This window comes from Bradyrhizobium sp. USDA 4452 (assembly GCF_054063575.1).
This window is the reverse complement of the sequence record NZ_JBSSGK010000001.1, coordinates 5,389,629-5,405,909: the sequence shown is the minus strand read 5'-3', so window position 1 is coordinate 5,405,909 and position 16,281 is coordinate 5,389,629. Positions and strand designations below refer to the sequence as shown.

At 65.0% G+C, this 16,281-nt stretch carries 17 protein-coding genes and 1 pseudogene; 1 reads left to right on the top strand and 17 read right to left on the bottom strand.

The genetic code is table 11. The annotated features are described in order from the left end of the window. Positions 1-36: 36 nt before the first annotated feature. Positions 37-198 (top strand): hypothetical protein, encoded by a 162-nt coding sequence (locus tag ACVISU_RS25815; protein WP_456708756.1) that lies wholly within the window; start codon positions 37-39, stop codon positions 196-198. Between the two features lie 31 nt (positions 199-229). Here the strand turns inward: ACVISU_RS25815 and ACVISU_RS25810 are convergent, their stop codons facing one another. The 17 genes and pseudogenes from ACVISU_RS25810 to urtA all read right to left on the bottom strand — a co-directional run bounded on the left by ACVISU_RS25810 (position 230) and on the right by urtA (position 16,167). Next, positions 230-1,258: a cytochrome-c peroxidase gene (locus ACVISU_RS25810; RefSeq protein ID WP_456708755.1), complete on the bottom strand. Its 1,029-nt coding sequence runs from the start codon at positions 1,256-1,258 to the stop codon at positions 230-232. A gap of 187 nt (positions 1,259-1,445) precedes the next feature. Further along, complete coding sequence (locus tag ACVISU_RS25805; protein ID WP_050405413.1) at positions 1,446-3,101, bottom strand: CHASE domain-containing protein; 1,656 nt, start codon at positions 3,099-3,101, stop codon at positions 1,446-1,448. 308 nt (positions 3,102-3,409) lie between these two features. Continuing rightward, positions 3,410-4,048: an urease accessory protein UreG gene (ureG, locus tag ACVISU_RS25800; RefSeq protein ID WP_456708754.1), complete on the bottom strand. Its 639-nt coding sequence runs from the start codon at positions 4,046-4,048 to the stop codon at positions 3,410-3,412. A gap of 174 nt (positions 4,049-4,222) precedes the next feature. Continuing rightward, positions 4,223-4,960: an urease accessory protein UreF gene (locus ACVISU_RS25795; protein ID WP_063695275.1), complete on the bottom strand. Its 738-nt coding sequence runs from the start codon at positions 4,958-4,960 to the stop codon at positions 4,223-4,225. Then, complete coding sequence (ureE, locus tag ACVISU_RS25790) at positions 4,941-5,546, bottom strand: urease accessory protein UreE (RefSeq protein ID WP_083991995.1); 606 nt, start codon at positions 5,544-5,546, stop codon at positions 4,941-4,943. Before ureE ends, ACVISU_RS25795 begins: the two co-directional genes overlap by 20 nt. Positions 5,547-5,554: 8 nt before the next feature. Then, positions 5,555-5,854: a putative quinol monooxygenase gene (locus ACVISU_RS25785; RefSeq protein ID WP_456708753.1), complete on the bottom strand. Its 300-nt coding sequence runs from the start codon at positions 5,852-5,854 to the stop codon at positions 5,555-5,557. Positions 5,855-5,878: 24 nt separating this feature from the next. After that, on the bottom strand, positions 5,879-6,178 hold the full coding sequence (locus ACVISU_RS25780; protein WP_050405368.1) for a putative quinol monooxygenase: 300 nt from the start codon (positions 6,176-6,178) through the stop codon (positions 5,879-5,881). A gap of 49 nt (positions 6,179-6,227) precedes the next feature. Then, complete coding sequence (gene ureC, locus ACVISU_RS25775; protein ID WP_456708752.1) at positions 6,228-7,943, bottom strand: urease subunit alpha; 1,716 nt, start codon at positions 7,941-7,943, stop codon at positions 6,228-6,230. 1 nt (position 7,944) lies between these two features. Continuing rightward, positions 7,945-8,499: an HD domain-containing protein gene (locus ACVISU_RS25770; RefSeq protein WP_456708751.1), complete on the bottom strand. Its 555-nt coding sequence runs from the start codon at positions 8,497-8,499 to the stop codon at positions 7,945-7,947. A gap of 443 nt (positions 8,500-8,942) precedes the next feature. Continuing rightward, on the bottom strand, positions 8,943-9,248 hold the full coding sequence (locus tag ACVISU_RS25765) for an urease subunit beta (RefSeq protein WP_050405365.1): 306 nt from the start codon (positions 9,246-9,248) through the stop codon (positions 8,943-8,945). Between the two features lie 9 nt (positions 9,249-9,257). Next, entirely contained in the window at positions 9,258-9,560 is a 303-nt protein-coding gene (locus ACVISU_RS25760) for an urease subunit gamma (protein ID WP_456708750.1), read from the bottom strand. 46 nt (positions 9,561-9,606) lie between these two features. Continuing rightward, complete coding sequence (locus ACVISU_RS25755; protein ID WP_456708749.1) at positions 9,607-10,443, bottom strand: urease accessory protein UreD; 837 nt, start codon at positions 10,441-10,443, stop codon at positions 9,607-9,609. A gap of 50 nt (positions 10,444-10,493) precedes the next feature. After that, positions 10,494-11,189: an urea ABC transporter ATP-binding subunit UrtE gene (urtE, locus tag ACVISU_RS25750; protein ID WP_021076835.1), complete on the bottom strand. Its 696-nt coding sequence runs from the start codon at positions 11,187-11,189 to the stop codon at positions 10,494-10,496. A gap of 4 nt (positions 11,190-11,193) precedes the next feature. Next, the gene (gene urtD, locus ACVISU_RS25745) at positions 11,194-11,955 is read right to left on the bottom strand and encodes an urea ABC transporter ATP-binding protein UrtD (protein ID WP_050405363.1); all 762 of its coding nucleotides are present in this window, start codon (positions 11,953-11,955) and stop codon (positions 11,194-11,196) included. A 4-nt stretch (positions 11,956-11,959) separates the two neighbouring features. Further along, on the bottom strand, positions 11,960-13,129 hold the full coding sequence (gene urtC, locus ACVISU_RS25740; RefSeq protein WP_050405362.1) for an urea ABC transporter permease subunit UrtC: 1,170 nt from the start codon (positions 13,127-13,129) through the stop codon (positions 11,960-11,962). Continuing rightward, positions 13,126-14,723, bottom strand: a pseudogene (gene urtB / locus ACVISU_RS25735) (urea ABC transporter permease subunit UrtB). Before urtB ends, urtC begins: the two are co-directional and overlap by 4 nt. 115 nt (positions 14,724-14,838) lie before the next feature. Next, positions 14,839-16,167: an urea ABC transporter substrate-binding protein gene (urtA, locus tag ACVISU_RS25730; protein WP_050405361.1), complete on the bottom strand. Its 1,329-nt coding sequence runs from the start codon at positions 16,165-16,167 to the stop codon at positions 14,839-14,841. Between the last annotated feature and the right edge of the window lie 114 nt (positions 16,168-16,281).

The following is a 16,281-nucleotide window of genomic DNA, read 5'->3' as shown; positions in this document are numbered from 1 at the left end:
TGAAACCCGGACAAATCGGATCGGGAGGCCGGTTAAATGTTCGGAGTGATGAGCGTCGTGAGTATCGGGGTGGGGTCAGCCCTCGCCTATGTGACAAAATCGTCCCCGTCGCGCACGGCGGCCCTCGAGACCTGCGCCGGCGCATTCCTGGTCGTCGGGCTTGGCCTGCTCGGGGCTGCGCTGCCGCACCTCGCCTGACAAGCCCCCGTTCAAAGTCCTCCTGCTGCGCTCAGCGCGGCAGTTTGGGGATCCCCGCCACCGGCGGGGCCGTGGCGGTCAGGGTTTGCAGGAAGGCGATGAGGTCCTTCTTCTCGCCTGCCGTCAGGGACAATGGCTTGATGTCGGGTGACCGGCTCGGCCGCTCGATCCCGCCCTTGTTGTAGAGCTCGAGGACATCTTCCAGCGTTGCGACCGATCCGTCGTGCATGTAGGGCGCACGCCGCGCGACATCGCGCAATGTCGGGGTCTTGAACGCATATTTCAGCTTCGCCGAGGTCGGAAAGTAACGTCCGCGCCCGATGTCGTGGCCCCTGGCAGTGCCGATATCCTGGAAGGACCCGTCGGAGAAGGATGGGCCGCTGTGGCAGGACGAACAGCGTCCCTTGCCGTTGAAAAGCTCAAAGCCGCGCTGGGCCGATGCGCCGATCGCGCTCTCGTCGCCCTTGATCCAGCGGTCGAACGGCGCCTCGCCCGCAACGATGGAGCGCTCGAAAGTCGCCAGCGACTGCTCGATCCTCGGCCGCGTGATCGCGCCGTCTCCGAACGCGTGAGCGAACGCATCGACATAGCCGGGGATCGCCGCGAGCCGCGCGATCAATTCCGGCTCGGTCATGTTCAGGTTCATCGGGCTCAGGATCGGCCCGAATGCAACGGATTCGAGATCCCTGAACTTGCCGTCCCATCCCAGCGGCTCGAAGAACGCCACGTCGATCAGCGTCGGCGAGCGGATCGGCAGGCCCTTCGGATCCTCACCGATGGCGCGCGGCAGGCCGTCGGCCCATGACAGGCTCGGCTTGTGGCAGCTCGCGCAGGAATGCGTCTTGGACCGCGACAGGAGCGGATCGAAGAACAGCATCTGCCCAAGCGCGGATTTCGCCTCCGAATAGGGATTGCTGCTCGGGAAGGGAACGACGTCGGGCCGGCGATAGCTGGCGCGTATTGTCGCAGGGTCGCTCGGCGCCGCCCCCGGGGTCAAGGCAAGCGACAGCCCGACAGGCAAAACTGCCGCGAGCAAGGTCAGGCTGACCCAAAGCCTCATCGGGGTCCTCAGACGGTATCCTGCTCGGTATATGCCCAAGCATGTTCAACGAAGTTTTAACGCTCGGTTGCGGGCTATTACGGATGCCGGATTTCGACACGGATTGGCATGAGCGTCGTCCGACGCGCCTTATTTCGATCAATCCGGGCAGCGACAGAGTTGCACAACCTGGGGCGGCGACACCGCTCTACTTCTTGACCGGACGGACCGGCGCGGAGAACTGCTCGGTGCGGTCGCGCTCGGTCATGTCGACCACGGTGTCCATCGGCGCGGTGAGCTCATAGACATAGGAGACGTCGGTGAAGTAGCGCTTCGCGGTGCCGCCGAGCGCCTCCGGCGCGACGCGGTCGAGCAGGATCAAGCCGAAATCGCTGTCGGCGCGCCGCGTCGCCTGGCTGGTGTTGAACTCCTCCCAGCGGAAGTGGAAGACCGCATCCTCGCCGGCGACTTCCCAGTTCGCGACGATGTGCGGATGCTTGCCGACCAGCGACAGCCCTTCGTCGGAATGCGAGGCGAGCTCGAAGAACAGCAGCGACAGCGATTGCGCGGCGCGGGCGCTGACGGTGATATCAGGACCGTTCACCGCGATCCGATCGGCATGCGGAATCGCGCGCGCTTCGAAAAGGCCCTTCAGCTTGACGCCCTGCCACTGGCTCTCGCTGAGCAGCGTGACGACATTCGACATCGCGTGGATGCGCCCGATCAACAGTTCGCGTGCGACGTCGATGTCGGCGCCGTGCCGCAGCGTGCGGGTCACGATCGACTGGATCACCGCGAGGATGTTCTTGACCCGATGGTTGAGCTCGTCGATCACAGCAGTCAGCCGGCGCTCGAAGCCGATCCGGACCTCGATCTCGCGGCTGAGGCGAAGGTTGTTGTAGGCGACATAGCCGAACAGGCCGCAGACGATGCCGGTCAGCGCGAGGCCGATCGCAGCGACGATGGTCGCGGTCTGCTGCGCGCGCACCGTGGCGTTGCTCTTCGCATAATAGTCGAGCGACCAGTCCCGGCCGCCGAACGTCACCGTGCGGACCATCGACGGCACCGGGCCGTCCTGGCGCACCGCGCGCGAGGTGACGATGCCCTGTTCGTTGGCGGTGAACTCGTCGTTGGAATCCCGCGGGTCCTTCAACGCCACCGCGAACAGCGAGGAATCGTCGTTGGTCAGCATCAGCGACGATAGCTCGTAGGAAAAGGTGATGAAGCCGGCCGGCTCGGAGGCGCCCTCCTGGAACACCGGCGCTGCGAGCACGACCCCGACCGGGCCGTTCTGCCGCAGCAGCGGCACCGGGTCCGAGGCCACGGGCTTGGCGCTCTCCATCGCCTTGGCCAGCATCGGGCCGACCACCGAGTGGCGGTCGAAGGCACGGCCCGGGATGCTCAGGGTCTCCGGATTGCGCGGCTCGACGTCCATCAACACGTTGATCGGCTTGTCGAGCGCCTTGATGTCGAGCGCCTGGTCGTCGAAATCGCGGATCGAGGGATTGGTGAAGCCGGCGGCCTTCAGCTCCGCCTCGGCCGCGGTCAATTCGTTCGGCTTGAGCCGCGCGATCCAGGCGGCGACGACGAAATCGGTCTTGAAGGCGTAGATCGCCGAGCGCAGCGGCTGCAGCATGTTGGCCTTCACCATCGACGGTGTCCGGAACAGCCCCGAGGCCACCCGCGCCAGCAGCTCGCGCTCGGTCAGGCGGTCCTGCACCAGGCTGGCGTGGACGTCGATCGCACGCGCCAGTGCGATACCGTCGATTGCGAGCTCCTGATCGTGCACCCGATAGGCCGCAAGACCGGAGAGCAGAACTCCGATCAGCGCAATCAATGCAACGATGAAGCCCAGTCGAACCACACGCTTACTCGGCAATCAGGGGGTGGCGAAAGGGTACGGTAGGCATCTGGCTTCTGCGGGGGCGGCGAAAAATCAGGATGCGATGAACGCCAGGCGCAAAGGAATATGGAACGGCGATCATCGGTACGCAACAGCAGCCGGTCGGCAACATTAACGACGACGCCACCCGGCGGTCTTTGGCGGCGCCAAAGGTTGGTAATCGTCAAAGTTGGCAATTGTTCCGGCGATTGCGCAGCTTTTTTGCGGCGGGGTTGGTCGGCCAAGGGATCAGCGGTGCATTTGGCGGCTCCGCCACAATGATTAACGCGCTACCTCGCCTTGCCTGCCGCCTGCGGCCGAAGGCCGCCCTTGGTCTCGATGAAGCTGATGATGCGGTCGAGGCCCTCGCTCTTCTTCAGATTGGTCATCACGAAGGGCCGCTGGCCGCGCATCCGCCTCGCGTCGGTGTCCATCTTCTCCAGCGACGCACCGACGTGGGGCGCGAGGTCGATCTTGTTGATCACCAGCAGGTCGGACCGCGTGATGCCGGGGCCGCCCTTGGAGGGAATCTTGTCGCCGGCCGCAACGTCGATGACGTAGATCGTGAGGTCGGCCAATTCCGGCGAGAAGGTTGCGGCCAGATTGTCGCCGCCGGACTCGATCAGCACCAGGTCGAGGTCGGGAAATTTGGCCCGCATGTCGGCGACCGCGGCGAGGTTCATCGAGGCGTCCTCGCGGATCGCGGTGTGCGGACAGCCGCCGGTCTCGACGCCGGCGATGCGGTCCGGCGTCAGCGAGCCGGAACGCACCAGGAATTCGGCATCCCATTTGGTGTAGATGTCGTTGGTGATCGCGGCGATGTCGTAGCGCTCGCGCATCGACTTGCAGAGCAGATCCATCAGCGCGGTCTTGCCGGAGCCGACCGGACCGCCGACGCCGACCCGCAACGGACCATGAGAAGTGGGCATGAGGCGCTCTCTCCGTTATCCTCGTCCCGGCCTAGCACGCAATTGCGCACGGGGGCCCGGACCCATTACCACCGAATTGAATTGTTGCGATGCGCTGGGGCCGCAGCCCTGCACAACCACCAAAGCCGGTGGTTATGGGTCGCGGCCTTCGCCGGGACGACGGCGGATTACCCATCATGACCGAAACAGCCTCGTGTATTGCGTCTCGTGGCGCAGGCTGGCGAGGTCGGCCCGGAAGGTCGCGCTGCCGAGATCGTCGAGCGAGGCTGCGTCGGCCCGCGCAGCGGTGGCGGCAACGACCGGCTCGAGATCGGCCAACACGCGCTGGCTGTCGGTCTGCCCGAGCGGAATCAGCCGGCTGCCGGCGGAAATCCAGTTGGAGAGCACGGCATGCAGGAAGGCGTGCAGCGACGGCGCAAGCCGGATGCCGTGCGCAGCGCTGACGACGCCGACCGCAACCGGGTAGACAATGGGCCCGTCGCAGGCCGCGATCATCGCGTCGAGACGGGGCGAATTCCAGGCCGCGCGCGCGATCTCGATGAAGGCGCGCCCCTGCGTCGTGGTCTCGAGTTGCCGCTCGCGCGACGGCACCAAGGCGGCAGCAAGCTCGGCGATCTCCTGCAGCCCGGCGTGGCCGGGCTCCGACGCCGCGCGATGGCCTTGTGCAAGGAAGACGGCGTCGCAGAAGCCGCTGCCGTCGGTGAGCATCGCCGCGAGCCAGCCGCGGAGCGATGCGGCATCGGTGATGTCGCCGGCCTCGACCGCCCATTCGATACCGCTGGAATAGGCGAACGCGCCCACCGGAAAGGACGGCGACAGCCACGTCATCAGCCGGTACAGCGCGGCCGCCTCGTCCTCCGCCATCCCGCCGCGCACCGCGGCGGGATCAGGCTCATTTGTGGTCATGAGCATGGGAGTGGTCGTGGTGATGATGGGCGTGATCGCAATGCTCATCATGATGATGGTGGTGGTCATGCCCGTGATGATGGTGGTGGCCATGATCGTGCGCATGGCCATGGGCGTGATCGTGCCCGGTATGACCATGCGCGTGCTCGTCGGCATGCGCATGCTCGGCATAGGCGCCGCCTTCGGGGTCGAACGGTGCTTCGATCTCGATGACCCGGGCGCCAAGCCCCTTCACCATCGCCTCGATCACGTGATCGCGCCGAATGCGCAGGCCCTTCGGCATGATCTGCGTCGGCAGATGGCGGTTGCCGAGATGCCAGGCGACCCGGATCAGGTGATGCGGATCGCTGCCGCGGATTTCCGCGAGCGGCTCGGGAGCTGCGATCACCTCGACGAGGCGGCCGTCCTCCAGCACCAGCGCGTCGCCGCCGCGCAGCGCGACGGCACTTTCCAGATCGAGCAGGAATTCGAGCCCGCGCGTCCCGGTCATCGCCATCCGCCGCCGGTGCCGGTCGTCGAAATCGAGCACGACGGTGTCGGCTGCCGCTTCCGTCCAGCGATGCTGTCCCAGGACCTTGGTTGCGCGGATCATCGAATGCCTCAGAGCTTCTGAACCTTGGCGTCGCTGATGATCTCGATCACCGTCGGGCCCGTCTTCATCTCGGCGGAATATTCGCGCCACACCTTCATGTGCGGCGCCTTGCTGTGCGCGGTCAGGTCGTCGCGGGTTTCCCAGCGCTCGACCACCACATACAGATTGGGATCGTTGACGCTGACATGGCCCTCATAGGAGAGACAGCCCTTCTCCTTGTGGGTCTCGGCGATGCACGCCTTGTGTCCCCTAATGAAGTCGTCCTTGCTGTCCGGCTTCATCGGCGTGGTGGCGATGACATAGATCATGGATGATCTCCCTTCTTTTTCTTGTCAGCGGACGTCGACCTTCTCGGGCGTGATCACCTCGATCTTCGGCGGCGCGGCCATGCACTTCACCGCGACCCGGCCGAACGTCTTCATGTGCTCGGCGGTGCGATGCGGCACCAGCGCCTCGGCGTTCTCCCACTGCTCGACGAACACCATCTTGCTTTGGTCGGTGACGCTCTCGTGCAGGTCGTAGGCGATGTTGCCGGGCTCCTTGCGGGTTTCCTTGATGCAGGCGGTTGCCGCAGCGATGAATTCGGCGCGGGTCTCGGGCTTGATGGTCAGCGTGGCAACGACGTAAATCACGGAAATTCCTCCCGGTTTTCTGTTTTGGCTTTGGATACCGGGATGGGTTTTAGAACATAAAATAGCGCTGTGCCATGGGCAGCACCTCGGCCGGCGCGCAGGTCAGCAGCTCGCCGTCTGCGCGTACCTCATAGGTCTCGGGATCGACCTCGATCTTGGGCGTCGCATCGTTGTGGATCATGCTTTTCTTGGAGATCTTGCCGCGGGTGTTCTGCACCGGGTAGAGCTTCTTCGAGATGCCGAGCTTGCGGGCGAGGCCGCCGGTGACGGCAGCCTTCGAGGTGAACACGACCGAGGATGCCGTCAGCGACTTGCCGAAGGCGGCGAACATCGGCTGGTAATGCACCGGCTGCGGCGTTGGGATCGAGGCGTTGGGATCGCCCATCGGCGCCGCCACGATCGAGCCGCCCTTGATGATACAGTCCGGCTTGACGCCGAAGAACGCCGGCGACCACAGCACCAGATCGGCCATCTTGCCCTTCTCCACCGAACCGATCAGCTTCGACACGCCATGCGCGATCGCCGGGTTGATGGTGTATTTGGCGATGTAGCGCTTGACGCGGAAATTGTCGTTGTCGTTGCCCTTGTCCTGCGGCAGCGCTCCGCGCTGTTTCTTCATCTTGTCGGCAGTCTGCCAGGTGCGGATGATGACCTCCCCGAGCCGGCCCATCGCCTGCGAATCCGACGACAGCATCGAGAGCGCGCCGAGATCGTGCAGGATGTCCTCGGCAGCGATGGTCTCCTTGCGGATCCGGCTTTCGGCGAAAGCGAGATCTTCGGCGATCGACGGATCGAGGTGATGGCACACCATCAGCATATCCAGATGCTCGTCGATGGTGTTGCGGGTGAATGGCCGCGTCGGATTGGTCGAGGACGGTAACACGTTCTTCAGGCCGGCAACCTTGATGATGTCGGGCGCATGGCCGCCGCCGGCACCTTCAGTGTGGAAGGCGTGGATGGTGCGGCCCTTGAAGGCCTTGATGGTGTCTTCCACGAAGCCGGATTCGTTCAGCGTGTCCGAGTGCAGCATCACCTGGACGTCGTAATCGTCCGCCACCGAGAGGCAGGTGTCGATCGCCGACGGCGTGGTGCCCCAATCCTCATGCAGCTTCAGCGCGCAGGCGCCGGCCTTGATCATCTCGACCAGCGCCGCCGGCCGCGACGCATTGCCCTTGCCCGAGATGCCGAGGTTGACCGGAAAGGCGTCGAACGACTGGATCATCCGCCCCATGTGCCACGGGCCGGGCGTGCAGGTGGTGGCAAACGTGCCATGCGAGGGACCGGTGCCGCCCCCGAGCATCGAGGTGACGCCAGACATCAGCGCGTGCTCGATCTGCTGCGGACAGATGAAATGGATGTGGCTGTCGAATCCGCCCGCGGTGAGGATCTTGCCTTCGCCCGCGATCACGTCGGTGCCGGGCCCGATGATGATGGTGACGTTGGGCTGGATGTCAGGATTGCCCGCCTTGCCGATCGCGGCGATCATGCCCTCCTTGATCGCAACGTCGGCCTTCACGATGCCCCAGTGATCGACGATCAGCGCGTTGGTGATCACGGTGTCGGCCGCGCCTTGCGCGTTGGTCACCTGCGACTGCCCCATGCCGTCGCGGATCACCTTGCCGCCGCCGAACTTCACCTCCTCGCCATAGGTGGTGAGGTCCTTCTCGACCTCGATGATCAGATCGGTGTCGGCGAGCCGCACCTTGTCGCCGGTGGTCGGCCCGAACATGTCGGCATAGACGGAACGCTTGATCTTCACGGACATATCAGCCCCCAGTTTCAGCCAGCGCGGCCCTGGCACGCGCCATGGTGTCGTCGAAAATGCGGTCGAGCCGCGGATTGATGCCCCGGCAGCCGGCGACGACCTGGTCGGCCCAGGCCGCATAGTCGGCGAGATCGTCGCGCTCGTCCTGGCTCGGATGCGGCACGATCCGGGCGCCGATATTGCTGACCTTGTCGGCGGTCTTGATCAGCTTTGCGCCGGGCGATTTGCGCGGAGCGTCTTCGATCTGCTTCTGCCGGCGGACCGCTTTCGGCAGGCTCATGTCATCGGTGCATTCGACCACCAGCGCGGCGACGCGTGCGCTGAATCTTTGCGCGAGCTCCTCGCGCGTCGTCTCGGTGTCTTCGATGGTGTCGTGCAGCCAGCCCGCCGCCACCAGCTCGGCATCGGCGCCATCAGTCACCTCCGCCAGCAGGTTCGCGACCTCGGCGAGATGGTTGATGTACGGCTCATTCCCCCGCCCCTTGCGCGCCATGCCGCTGTGACGGCGTGCGGCAAGCTCGGCTGCTTCGGAGATCAGGCGAACTGGAGGGAGCATGCGGCTACAGCGCTCCTCTGCAGAGGCGCGCGTTGCGGAGCCGCGTTGCACCGGCTTCCCGAATCTGTTTGGCCAGAGCCCGCGGCTCACCCCTCTCCCCAGCCCTCCCCCGCAAGGGGGGAGGGAGCCTGACCAACGTGCTCACCTTACTTGGTGCTGAAGCTTCTCCGCGCAGCATCACAGCTTCTCCATTCCATCGGCATCAGATGTAAGGAAGCCTCCGACGGCAGGGTTCCCTCCCCCCTTGCGGGGGAGGGTTAGGGAGAGGGGTGCCGCTTGCTCAGCTGGATAACGTGACGCAACAACCACGCTAGCGACATTCGAACTGCCGAGCCGGATTGCGCGCGCTCGCAGGATATCATCGGTCAGCGGCTTACCCCTCTCCCCAACCCTTCCCCGCAAGGGGGGAGGGAGCCCTACCGATGTGCTCACCTCACGAAGGATCACAGCTTCCCCTTCACCTCGGCGCGGAAGCCGTGGATCACGCGCTTGCCGGCGAGCGCCACCAGTTGCACGTCGCGGGTCTGGCCGGGCTCGAAGCGGACGGCGGTGCCGGCAGCGATGTCGAGGCGCATGCCGCGGGCGCGTCTGCGATCGAATTTCAGCGCCGGGTTGGTCTCGAAGAAATGGTAGTGCGAGCCGACCTGGATCGGGCGGTCACCGGTGTTGGCGACCGACAGCGTCACGGTCTTGCGACCGGCATTGAGCTCGATCTCGCCGTCCTTGATGAAGAGTTCGCCGGGGATCATGTCGCGCTCCTATCGGATCGGCTCGTGCACGGTGACGAGCTTGGTGCCGTCGGGGAATGTCGCCTCGACCTGGATGTCGTGGATCATCTCCGCGATGCCGTCCATCACCTGCGCGCGGGTCAGCACCTTGGCGCCGGCCTGCATCAGCTCGGCGACGGTGCGGCCGTCGCGCGCGCCCTCGACGATGTAATCGGTAATCAGCGCCACCGCTTCGGGATGGTTCAGCTTCACGCCACGCTCAAGCCGGCGGCGCGCCACCATCGCGGCCATCGAAACCAGGAGCTTGTCCTTTTCGCGGGGAGACAAATTCATGCGAGCACTCTGATGATCTTGAAAGGATTGGTTGAGCCACAGGCATTTAGTTGAGCCAGAGTCTTGGCAGCGGGACCAAGGAGGCGCGGCCGAGCACCGCTATCATGTCGGCGCGCAGCCGGGCGGCATCTTGGGCACAGAAGCGCGCCATTGCAAAGCCATTCCACGCGGAGATGCCGACCTCGCCGCCGAAGCCGTCCGACGCCTCGCGGATGCGCGCGACCAGCGCCTCGTCGCCCGGCACGATCAGCGCGGTGCCGATCGCGCAGCCGCCCCTTGCCACCGCGGGCCTTGCCAGCTTCTCGCCGATCTCGCCGTCGAGGCGGATGGTCTCGGCAAACACCAGCCGGCCGCCGCGGCGCATCCGCCAGCGGTCGACGAACTCGCCATGGCGCATGGTCTCGCCCATCGCGGCGCGGCCGAACACCACGCTCTCGCACAGCAGGAGCGAGGCCCCCTCGGCAAGGTCGATGTCGAAGCGGCGATGGATCCGGGCGCGGTCGAACAGGATGGTCTCCTGCGGCAGCCAGGACAGATGCGCGCCATCAGCGACCTTCAGCGCGATGTCGAGCCGCGCCGCGGCGCCGGGGGCGCGGTAGACCTTTTCGGCGGCTGCTGTGGTCAGCGTCAGCCGGGCTCCCTCGCCGGCTGCGATCGCTATCTCGAAACGGTCCCCGCCGGCAATGCCGCCGGCAGTGTTGACAAACATCGCCGACAGACCGTCATCCTCGGGCGATGGAAAGCGGACGCGCAGCGAGCCTGACTCATGCAAGTCGCCGCGGCGGGTGGTCCCGTCCTTGCGATGTACGCCGAACCTGACCGCGCCCTGGGCGCGGTTTGCCGCAAACGTCGCCGCTTCCGCGCTTGCGATCCCGGTCCGCATTCTCCGACGCTCCCTCAACCCACGCCACAAAGGGCGGCGTCACATCCTGTTCACAGCGCCATCTGGCGGCTGATCTCGGCGGGATCGAGGCTTGCGCGATCGCAGGCATATTTCACCGCGCCCCGGTCCATCACGGCAAAACTGTCGCCGAGTTCGCAGGCAAAGTCGAGATATTGTTCGACCAGCACGATTGCGATGTTGCCGAGATTGCGCAGATAGGAGATGGCGCGGCCGATGTCCTTGATGATCGAGGGCTGGATGCCTTCGGTCGGCTCGTCTAGCAGCAGGAGCTTTGGCCGCATCACCAGCGCGCGGCCGATCGCGAGCTGCTGCTGCTGGCCGCCGGAGAGGTCGCCGCCGCGGCGGCCCAGCATGGTCTGCAGCACCGGAAACAGCGAGAATACGTCATCGGGGATGTTGCGGTCCTCGCGCTTCAGCGGACCGAAGCCAGTCTTGAGGTTCTCCTCCACCGTCAGCAGCGGGAAGATCTCGCGGCCCTGCGGCACGAAGCCGATGCCGCGCCGCGCCCGCTCATAGGGCTTCAGCGCGGTGATGTCCTTGCCGTCGAAATTGATCGCGCCGGAGGCGATCGGATACTGGCCGACCATGGCGCGCAGCAGCGAGGTCTTGCCGACGCCGTTGCGGCCGAGCACGCACGTGACCTTGCCGGGCTCGGCGGTCAGCGACACCCCGCGCAAGGCCTGCGCCGCGCCGTAATAGAGGTTGATGTTGTCGACCTTCAGCATCGCCCTAGCGCCCCAGATACACTTCGACCACCCGTTCGTTCGACGACACCTGGTCGATCGAACCTTCGGCGAGCACCGTGCCTTCGTGCAGGCAGGTGACCTTGACGCCGAGCTCGCGCACGAAGGTCATGTCGTGCTCGACCACCATGATGGTGTGGTTCTTGTTGATCTCCTTCAGCAGCTCCGCGGTGAGATGGGTCTCGACGTCGGTCATCCCGGCGACCGGCTCGTCGACCAGCAGCACCTTGGGGTCCTGCGCCAGCAGCATGCCGATCTCAAGCCACTGCTTCTGGCCATGCGACAGGCTGCCGGCGAGGCGGTTGCGCGCATCGGTCAGGCGGATGGTCTCGAGCACCTTGTCGATGCGCTCGGACTCCGCCTTGCTGCCGCGCCAGAACAGCGTGCCGCGCACGGAATGATCGACATTGAGCGCGAGCAGCAGATTGTCCTGCACGGTCTGGCTCTCGAACACCGTCGGCTTCTGGAATTTGCGGCCGATGCCGAGCTCGGCGATGCGGGTCTCGTCGAGCCGGGTCAGGTCGACGGTGCCGTCGAACAGCACGGTGCCCTCATCCGGCTTGGTCTTGCCGGTGATGATGTCCATCATCGTGGTCTTGCCGGCGCCGTTCGGGCCGATGATCGCGCGCATCTCGCCGGGCGCGAGCGTCAGCGACAGATTGTTGATGGCGTGAAAGCCGTCGAACGAGACGTGCACGCCGTCGAGGTAGAGCATGGCCGAAGTGGCGCGGGTATCCATGACGTTCATCTGCCTACTCCGCCGGGTTCGGCGCGCCGACGCCGTCTTCGCGCGCCGCACTCTCCGCATCGGGCGAGTTGCGCCTTGCCCTGATCGGCTCCCACCAGCTGTTGAAGGTGCCGACGATGCCCTTGGGCAACAGCAGAGTGACCAGGATGAACAGCGCGCCCAGCATGAACAGCCAGTACGGCGCCAGCGGCCCGGAGGTGAAGAACGTCTTGGCGTAGTTGACCACGACGGCGCCGAGCGCGGCGCCGACCAGCGTGCCGCGGCCGCCGACAGCGACCCAGATCACCGCCTCGATCGAATTGCCGGGCGCGAACTCGCTCGGGTTGATGATGCCGACCTGCGGCACATAGAGCGCGCCGGCAACACCGGCCATGCAGGCCGACAGCGTGAACACGAACAGCTTGTAGGATTCGACGCGATAGCCGAGGAAGCGGGTACGGCTTTCGGCGTCGCGCACCGCGATCAGGACCTTGCCGAGCTTCGAGGTCACGATCGCGCGGCAGATCAGGAAGGCGACGATCAGCGCCAGGCAGCTCAGCAGGAACAGCACGGCACGGGTGCCTTCGGCCTGCACGTTGAAGCCGAGGATGTCCTTGAAATCGGTCAGGCCGTTGTTGCCGCCGAAGCCGAAATCGTTGCGGAAGAAGCCGAGCAGCAGCGCATAGGTCATGGCCTGCGTGATGATCGACAGATACACGCCGGTGACGCGCGAACGGAAGGCGAGCCAGCCGAAGCAGAAGGCGAGCAGGCCCGGCACCAGCAGCACCATCAAGGCAGCAAACCAGAATTTATCGAAGCCGTACCAGTACCAGGGCAGCTTGTCCCAGTTCAGGAACACCATGAAGTCGGGCAGAACAGGGTTGCCGTAGACGCCACGGCTGCCGATCTGCCGCATCAGGTACATGCCCATGGCGTAGCCGCCGAGCGCGAAGAACGCGCCATGGCCGAGCGAAAGGATGCCGCAATAGCCCCAGATCAGATCGATCGCGAGCGCGAGGATGGCGTAGCAGACATATTTGCCCCACAGCGCCACCAGATAGGTAGGCACCTGGAACATCGATCCCTGCGGCAGCAGCAGGTTCGACAGCGGGATCAGCACGCCGACCGCGGCGACGATCAGGACGAACGCGGTCGCGGCGCGATCGAGCGAACGGGTCAGGATATGCGGCGTCATGCTTCCACCGCCCGGCCCTTGAGCGCGAACAGGCCGCGCGGCCGCTTCTGGATGAACAGGATGATCAGCACCAGGATCGCGATCTTGCCGAGCACGGCGCCCGCCGCCGGCTCGAGGAACTTGTTGGCGATGCCGAGCGTGAACGCGCCAACCAGCGTGCCCCAGAGATTGCCGACGCCGCCGAACACCACGACCATGAAACTGTCGATGATGTAGCTCTGGCCGAGATTCGGACTGACATTGTCGATCTGCGACAACGCCACGCCGGCGATGCCCGCGATCCCCGAGCCGAGGCCGAAGGTCAGCGCGCGTCCACGCGCGAGGTGGCGATCCCCATCGAGGCCGCCATGCGGCGATTCTGCGTCACCGCGCGCATCTCGAGCCCGAGCGCGGTGTAGCGCAGCATCGCCAGCAGGATGGCGAACACCGCGAGCGTGAAGCAGAGAATCCAGAGCCGGTTATAGGTGATGGTGATCTGGCCGAGCTCGAAGGCGCCGCTCATCCAGGACGGATTGCCGACCTCGCGGTTGGTCGGGCCGAACGCGGTGCGCACGGCCTGCTGCAGCACCAGCGACAGGCCCCAGGTCGCGAGCAGCGTCTCCAGCGGACGGCCGTAGAGGAAGCGGATGATGGTGCGCTCAATCAGGACGCCGATGAACCCCGCGACCAGGAAGGCGAGCGGCACCGCGATCAGCAGCGAATAGTCGAACAGCGCGGGATAACGGGTGCGGATCACCTCCTGCACCACGAAGGTGGTGTAGGCGCCTAGCATCACCATCTCGCCATGCGCCATGTTGATGACGCCCATCACGCCGAAGGTGATGGCAAGTCCGATCGCGGCGAGCAGCAGCACCGAGCCGAGCGACAGGCCGTACCAGGCGTTCTGCACCATCGACCACATCGCGAGATTGCTCTGGATCGATGTCACCGCGGCTGCCGCGGCCTTCGCAACTACCGGCGGCTGGTCGCCGAGCCCGGTGAGCAGCGCCAGCGCCTCCTGGTCGCCGCGCGCCTTGACCACGGCGACGGCGTCGAGCTTGTCACTCTCCGATGCATCCGACTTGAACAGGATGATGGCGGCGCGCGCCTCGGCGAAGGCCTGCTTGATCGACTTGACGCTCTCCTTGGCGAGCGCGCCCTCCACGGTCGGCAGCAGATTCTCCTCGTGGCTCTTGAACACCGATTGCGCCGCGGCGAGGCGCTTGGCCGGATCCGGCGACAGCAGCGTCAGGCCGCCGAGCGCGGCCTCCACGGTGCGGCGCAGGCGGTTGTTGAGACGAACCGCGGCGGCATTGTCGGGCAGCTTGTCGACGGCCGCGCCGGTTGCGGCGTCGACGATCTTGCCATCGGCCTGGGTGATGAAGACCTTCTTGCTGTCGGGATCGGCCGACAACCGGCCGTCCTGCAGCGCGCTGATGATGGGCGAGGCGAGCGCATTGCCCGATGCAGCAACCTCGCCGATCGCAGCCTCCGTGTCGGAGAACTCGTCATTGGCGAATTTGGCGACCGAATCCTCGAACGGGCCGGCCAGCGCCGGCACAGCAACGCAGCTCAGCAGCAGGATCGAGAGAAACAGAGTGCGAAAGCGATCAATACAAATAGCAAACACGTCAGTACCCCGGCAGGAGTGGAGGAGAAGGCGGCGAGCATGCCGCCTTCTCCGGTGTTGGAAGGTTGTGTTGTGTCGTTGTTGAGTCAGGCGCGCCCCATCAGGAGCCCTGGCCGCCGCACTTGTTGGTCTTGGTGTTGTAGTTGCCGCACTTCTTGCCGACCCAATCGCCGATCAGGTCCTTGGAGCCCTCGAGCTCCTTCGACCAGGCGTCGCCGGCCACCAGGCCCGGGGTCTTCCAGACCACGTCGAACTGGCCGTTGCCCTTGATCTCGCCGATGAACACCGGCTTGGTGATGTGGTGGTTCGGCAGCATCTTCGAGGTGCCGCCGGTCAGGTTCGGCGCCTCGGTGCCCGGAAGCGCGTCGATCACCTTGTCCGGATCGGTCGACTTCACCTTCTCGACAGCCTTCACCCACATGTTGAAGCCGATGTAGTGCGCTTCCATCGGATCGTTGGTCACGCGCTTCGGATTCTTGGTGTAGGCCTGCCACTCCTTGATGAACTTCTCGTTCGCCGGGGTCTTGATCGATTCGAAGTAGTTCCAGGCGGCGAGATGGCCGAGCAGCGGCTTAGTGTCGATGCCGGCGAGCTCTTCTTCGCCGACCGAGAACGCGACCACCGGAATATCGGTCGCCTTGATGCCCTGGTTGCCGAGCTCCTTGTAGAACGGAACGTTGGCGTCGCCATTGATCGTGGAGACCACGGCGGTCTTCTTGCCAGCGGAGCCGAACTTCTTGATGTCGGCCACGATCGTCTGCCAGTCGGAGTGACCGAACGGCGTGTAGTTGATCATGATGTCGTCCTGGGCGACGCCCTTCGACTTCAGATAGGCTTCCAGGATCTTGTTGGTGGTGCGCGGATAGACGTAGTCGGTGCCGGCCAGCACCCAGCGCTTCACCTTCTCTTCCTTCATCAGATAGTCGACGGCGGGGATCGCCTGTTGGTTCGGCGCTGCGCCCGTGTAGAACACGTTGCGCTCGGACTCCTCGCCCTCATACTGCACCGGATAGAACAGGATGTTGTTGAGCTCCTTGAACACCGGCAGCACGGACTTGCGCGACACCGAGGTCCAGCAGCCGAACACGACCGCAACCTTGTCCTTGGTGATCAGCTCGCGGGCCTTTTCGGCGAACAGCGGCCAGTTCGATGCGGGGTCGACGACGACGGCCTCGAGCTTCTTGCCGAGCACGCCGCCCTTCTTGTTCTGCTCGTCGATCAGGAAAAGGATTGTGTCCTTCAGCGTGGTCTCGCTGATGGCCATGGTGCCCGACAGCGAGTGCAGGATGCCAACCTTGATGGTGTCATCGGCCGCTTGTGCGGGCGCGAACGGCGAGGACGCAGCCAGGCCCAAAACCAGGCCGGCCGTCGCCGCGAGCGCGCGGCGGCGGGTCATCGTCGTTATTTTGTGAGTAAGCTGAGTAAGCATGAAATGTCGTCTCCCTGACGCAGGCGTGAACGCTGCGAACGGCCGCTTGGCCGCCTGCGGTTAAGGGAATCGCAAGAACTATGCCACGGTGCGTGGGCACCGTAAGCCGATGAA

Bases quoted from the DNA above. Each gene is read 5' to 3' on its own strand.
- urtC (WP_050405362.1), bottom strand. From the start codon at position 13,129: ATGACGCCGCATATCCTGACCCGTTCGCTCGATCGCGCCGCGACCGCG.
- ureG (WP_456708754.1), bottom strand. From the start codon at position 4,048: ATGCCCACTTCTCATGGTCCGTTGCGGGTCGGCGTCGGCGGTCCGGTC.
- ACVISU_RS25770 (WP_456708751.1), bottom strand. From the start codon at position 8,499: ATGCTCCCTCCAGTTCGCCTGATCTCCGAAGCAGCCGAGCTTGCCGCA.
- urtD (WP_050405363.1), bottom strand. From the start codon at position 11,955: ATGAACGTCATGGATACCCGCGCCACTTCGGCCATGCTCTACCTCGAC.
- ACVISU_RS25765 (WP_050405365.1), bottom strand. From the start codon at position 9,248: ATGATCCCCGGCGAACTCTTCATCAAGGACGGCGAGATCGAGCTCAAT.
- ACVISU_RS25755 (WP_456708749.1), bottom strand. From the start codon at position 10,443: ATGCGGACCGGGATCGCAAGCGCGGAAGCGGCGACGTTTGCGGCAAAC.
- ACVISU_RS25810 (WP_456708755.1), bottom strand. From the start codon at position 1,258: ATGAGGCTTTGGGTCAGCCTGACCTTGCTCGCGGCAGTTTTGCCTGTC.
- ACVISU_RS25760 (WP_456708750.1), bottom strand. From the start codon at position 9,560: ATGAATTTGTCTCCCCGCGAAAAGGACAAGCTCCTGGTTTCGATGGCC.
- ureC (WP_456708752.1), bottom strand. From the start codon at position 7,943: ATGTCCGTGAAGATCAAGCGTTCCGTCTATGCCGACATGTTCGGGCCG.
- ACVISU_RS25795 (WP_063695275.1), bottom strand. From the start codon at position 4,960: ATGCTCATGACCACAAATGAGCCTGATCCCGCCGCGGTGCGCGGCGGG.
- ureE (WP_083991995.1), bottom strand. From the start codon at position 5,546: ATGATCCGCGCAACCAAGGTCCTGGGACAGCATCGCTGGACGGAAGCG.
- urtA (WP_050405361.1), bottom strand. From the start codon at position 16,167: ATGCTTACTCAGCTTACTCACAAAATAACGACGATGACCCGCCGCCGC.
- ACVISU_RS25785 (WP_456708753.1), bottom strand. From the start codon at position 5,854: ATGATCTATGTCATCGCCACCACGCCGATGAAGCCGGACAGCAAGGAC.
- ACVISU_RS25815 (WP_456708756.1), top strand. From the start codon at position 37: ATGTTCGGAGTGATGAGCGTCGTGAGTATCGGGGTGGGGTCAGCCCTC.
- urtE (WP_021076835.1), bottom strand. From the start codon at position 11,189: ATGCTGAAGGTCGACAACATCAACCTCTATTACGGCGCGGCGCAGGCC.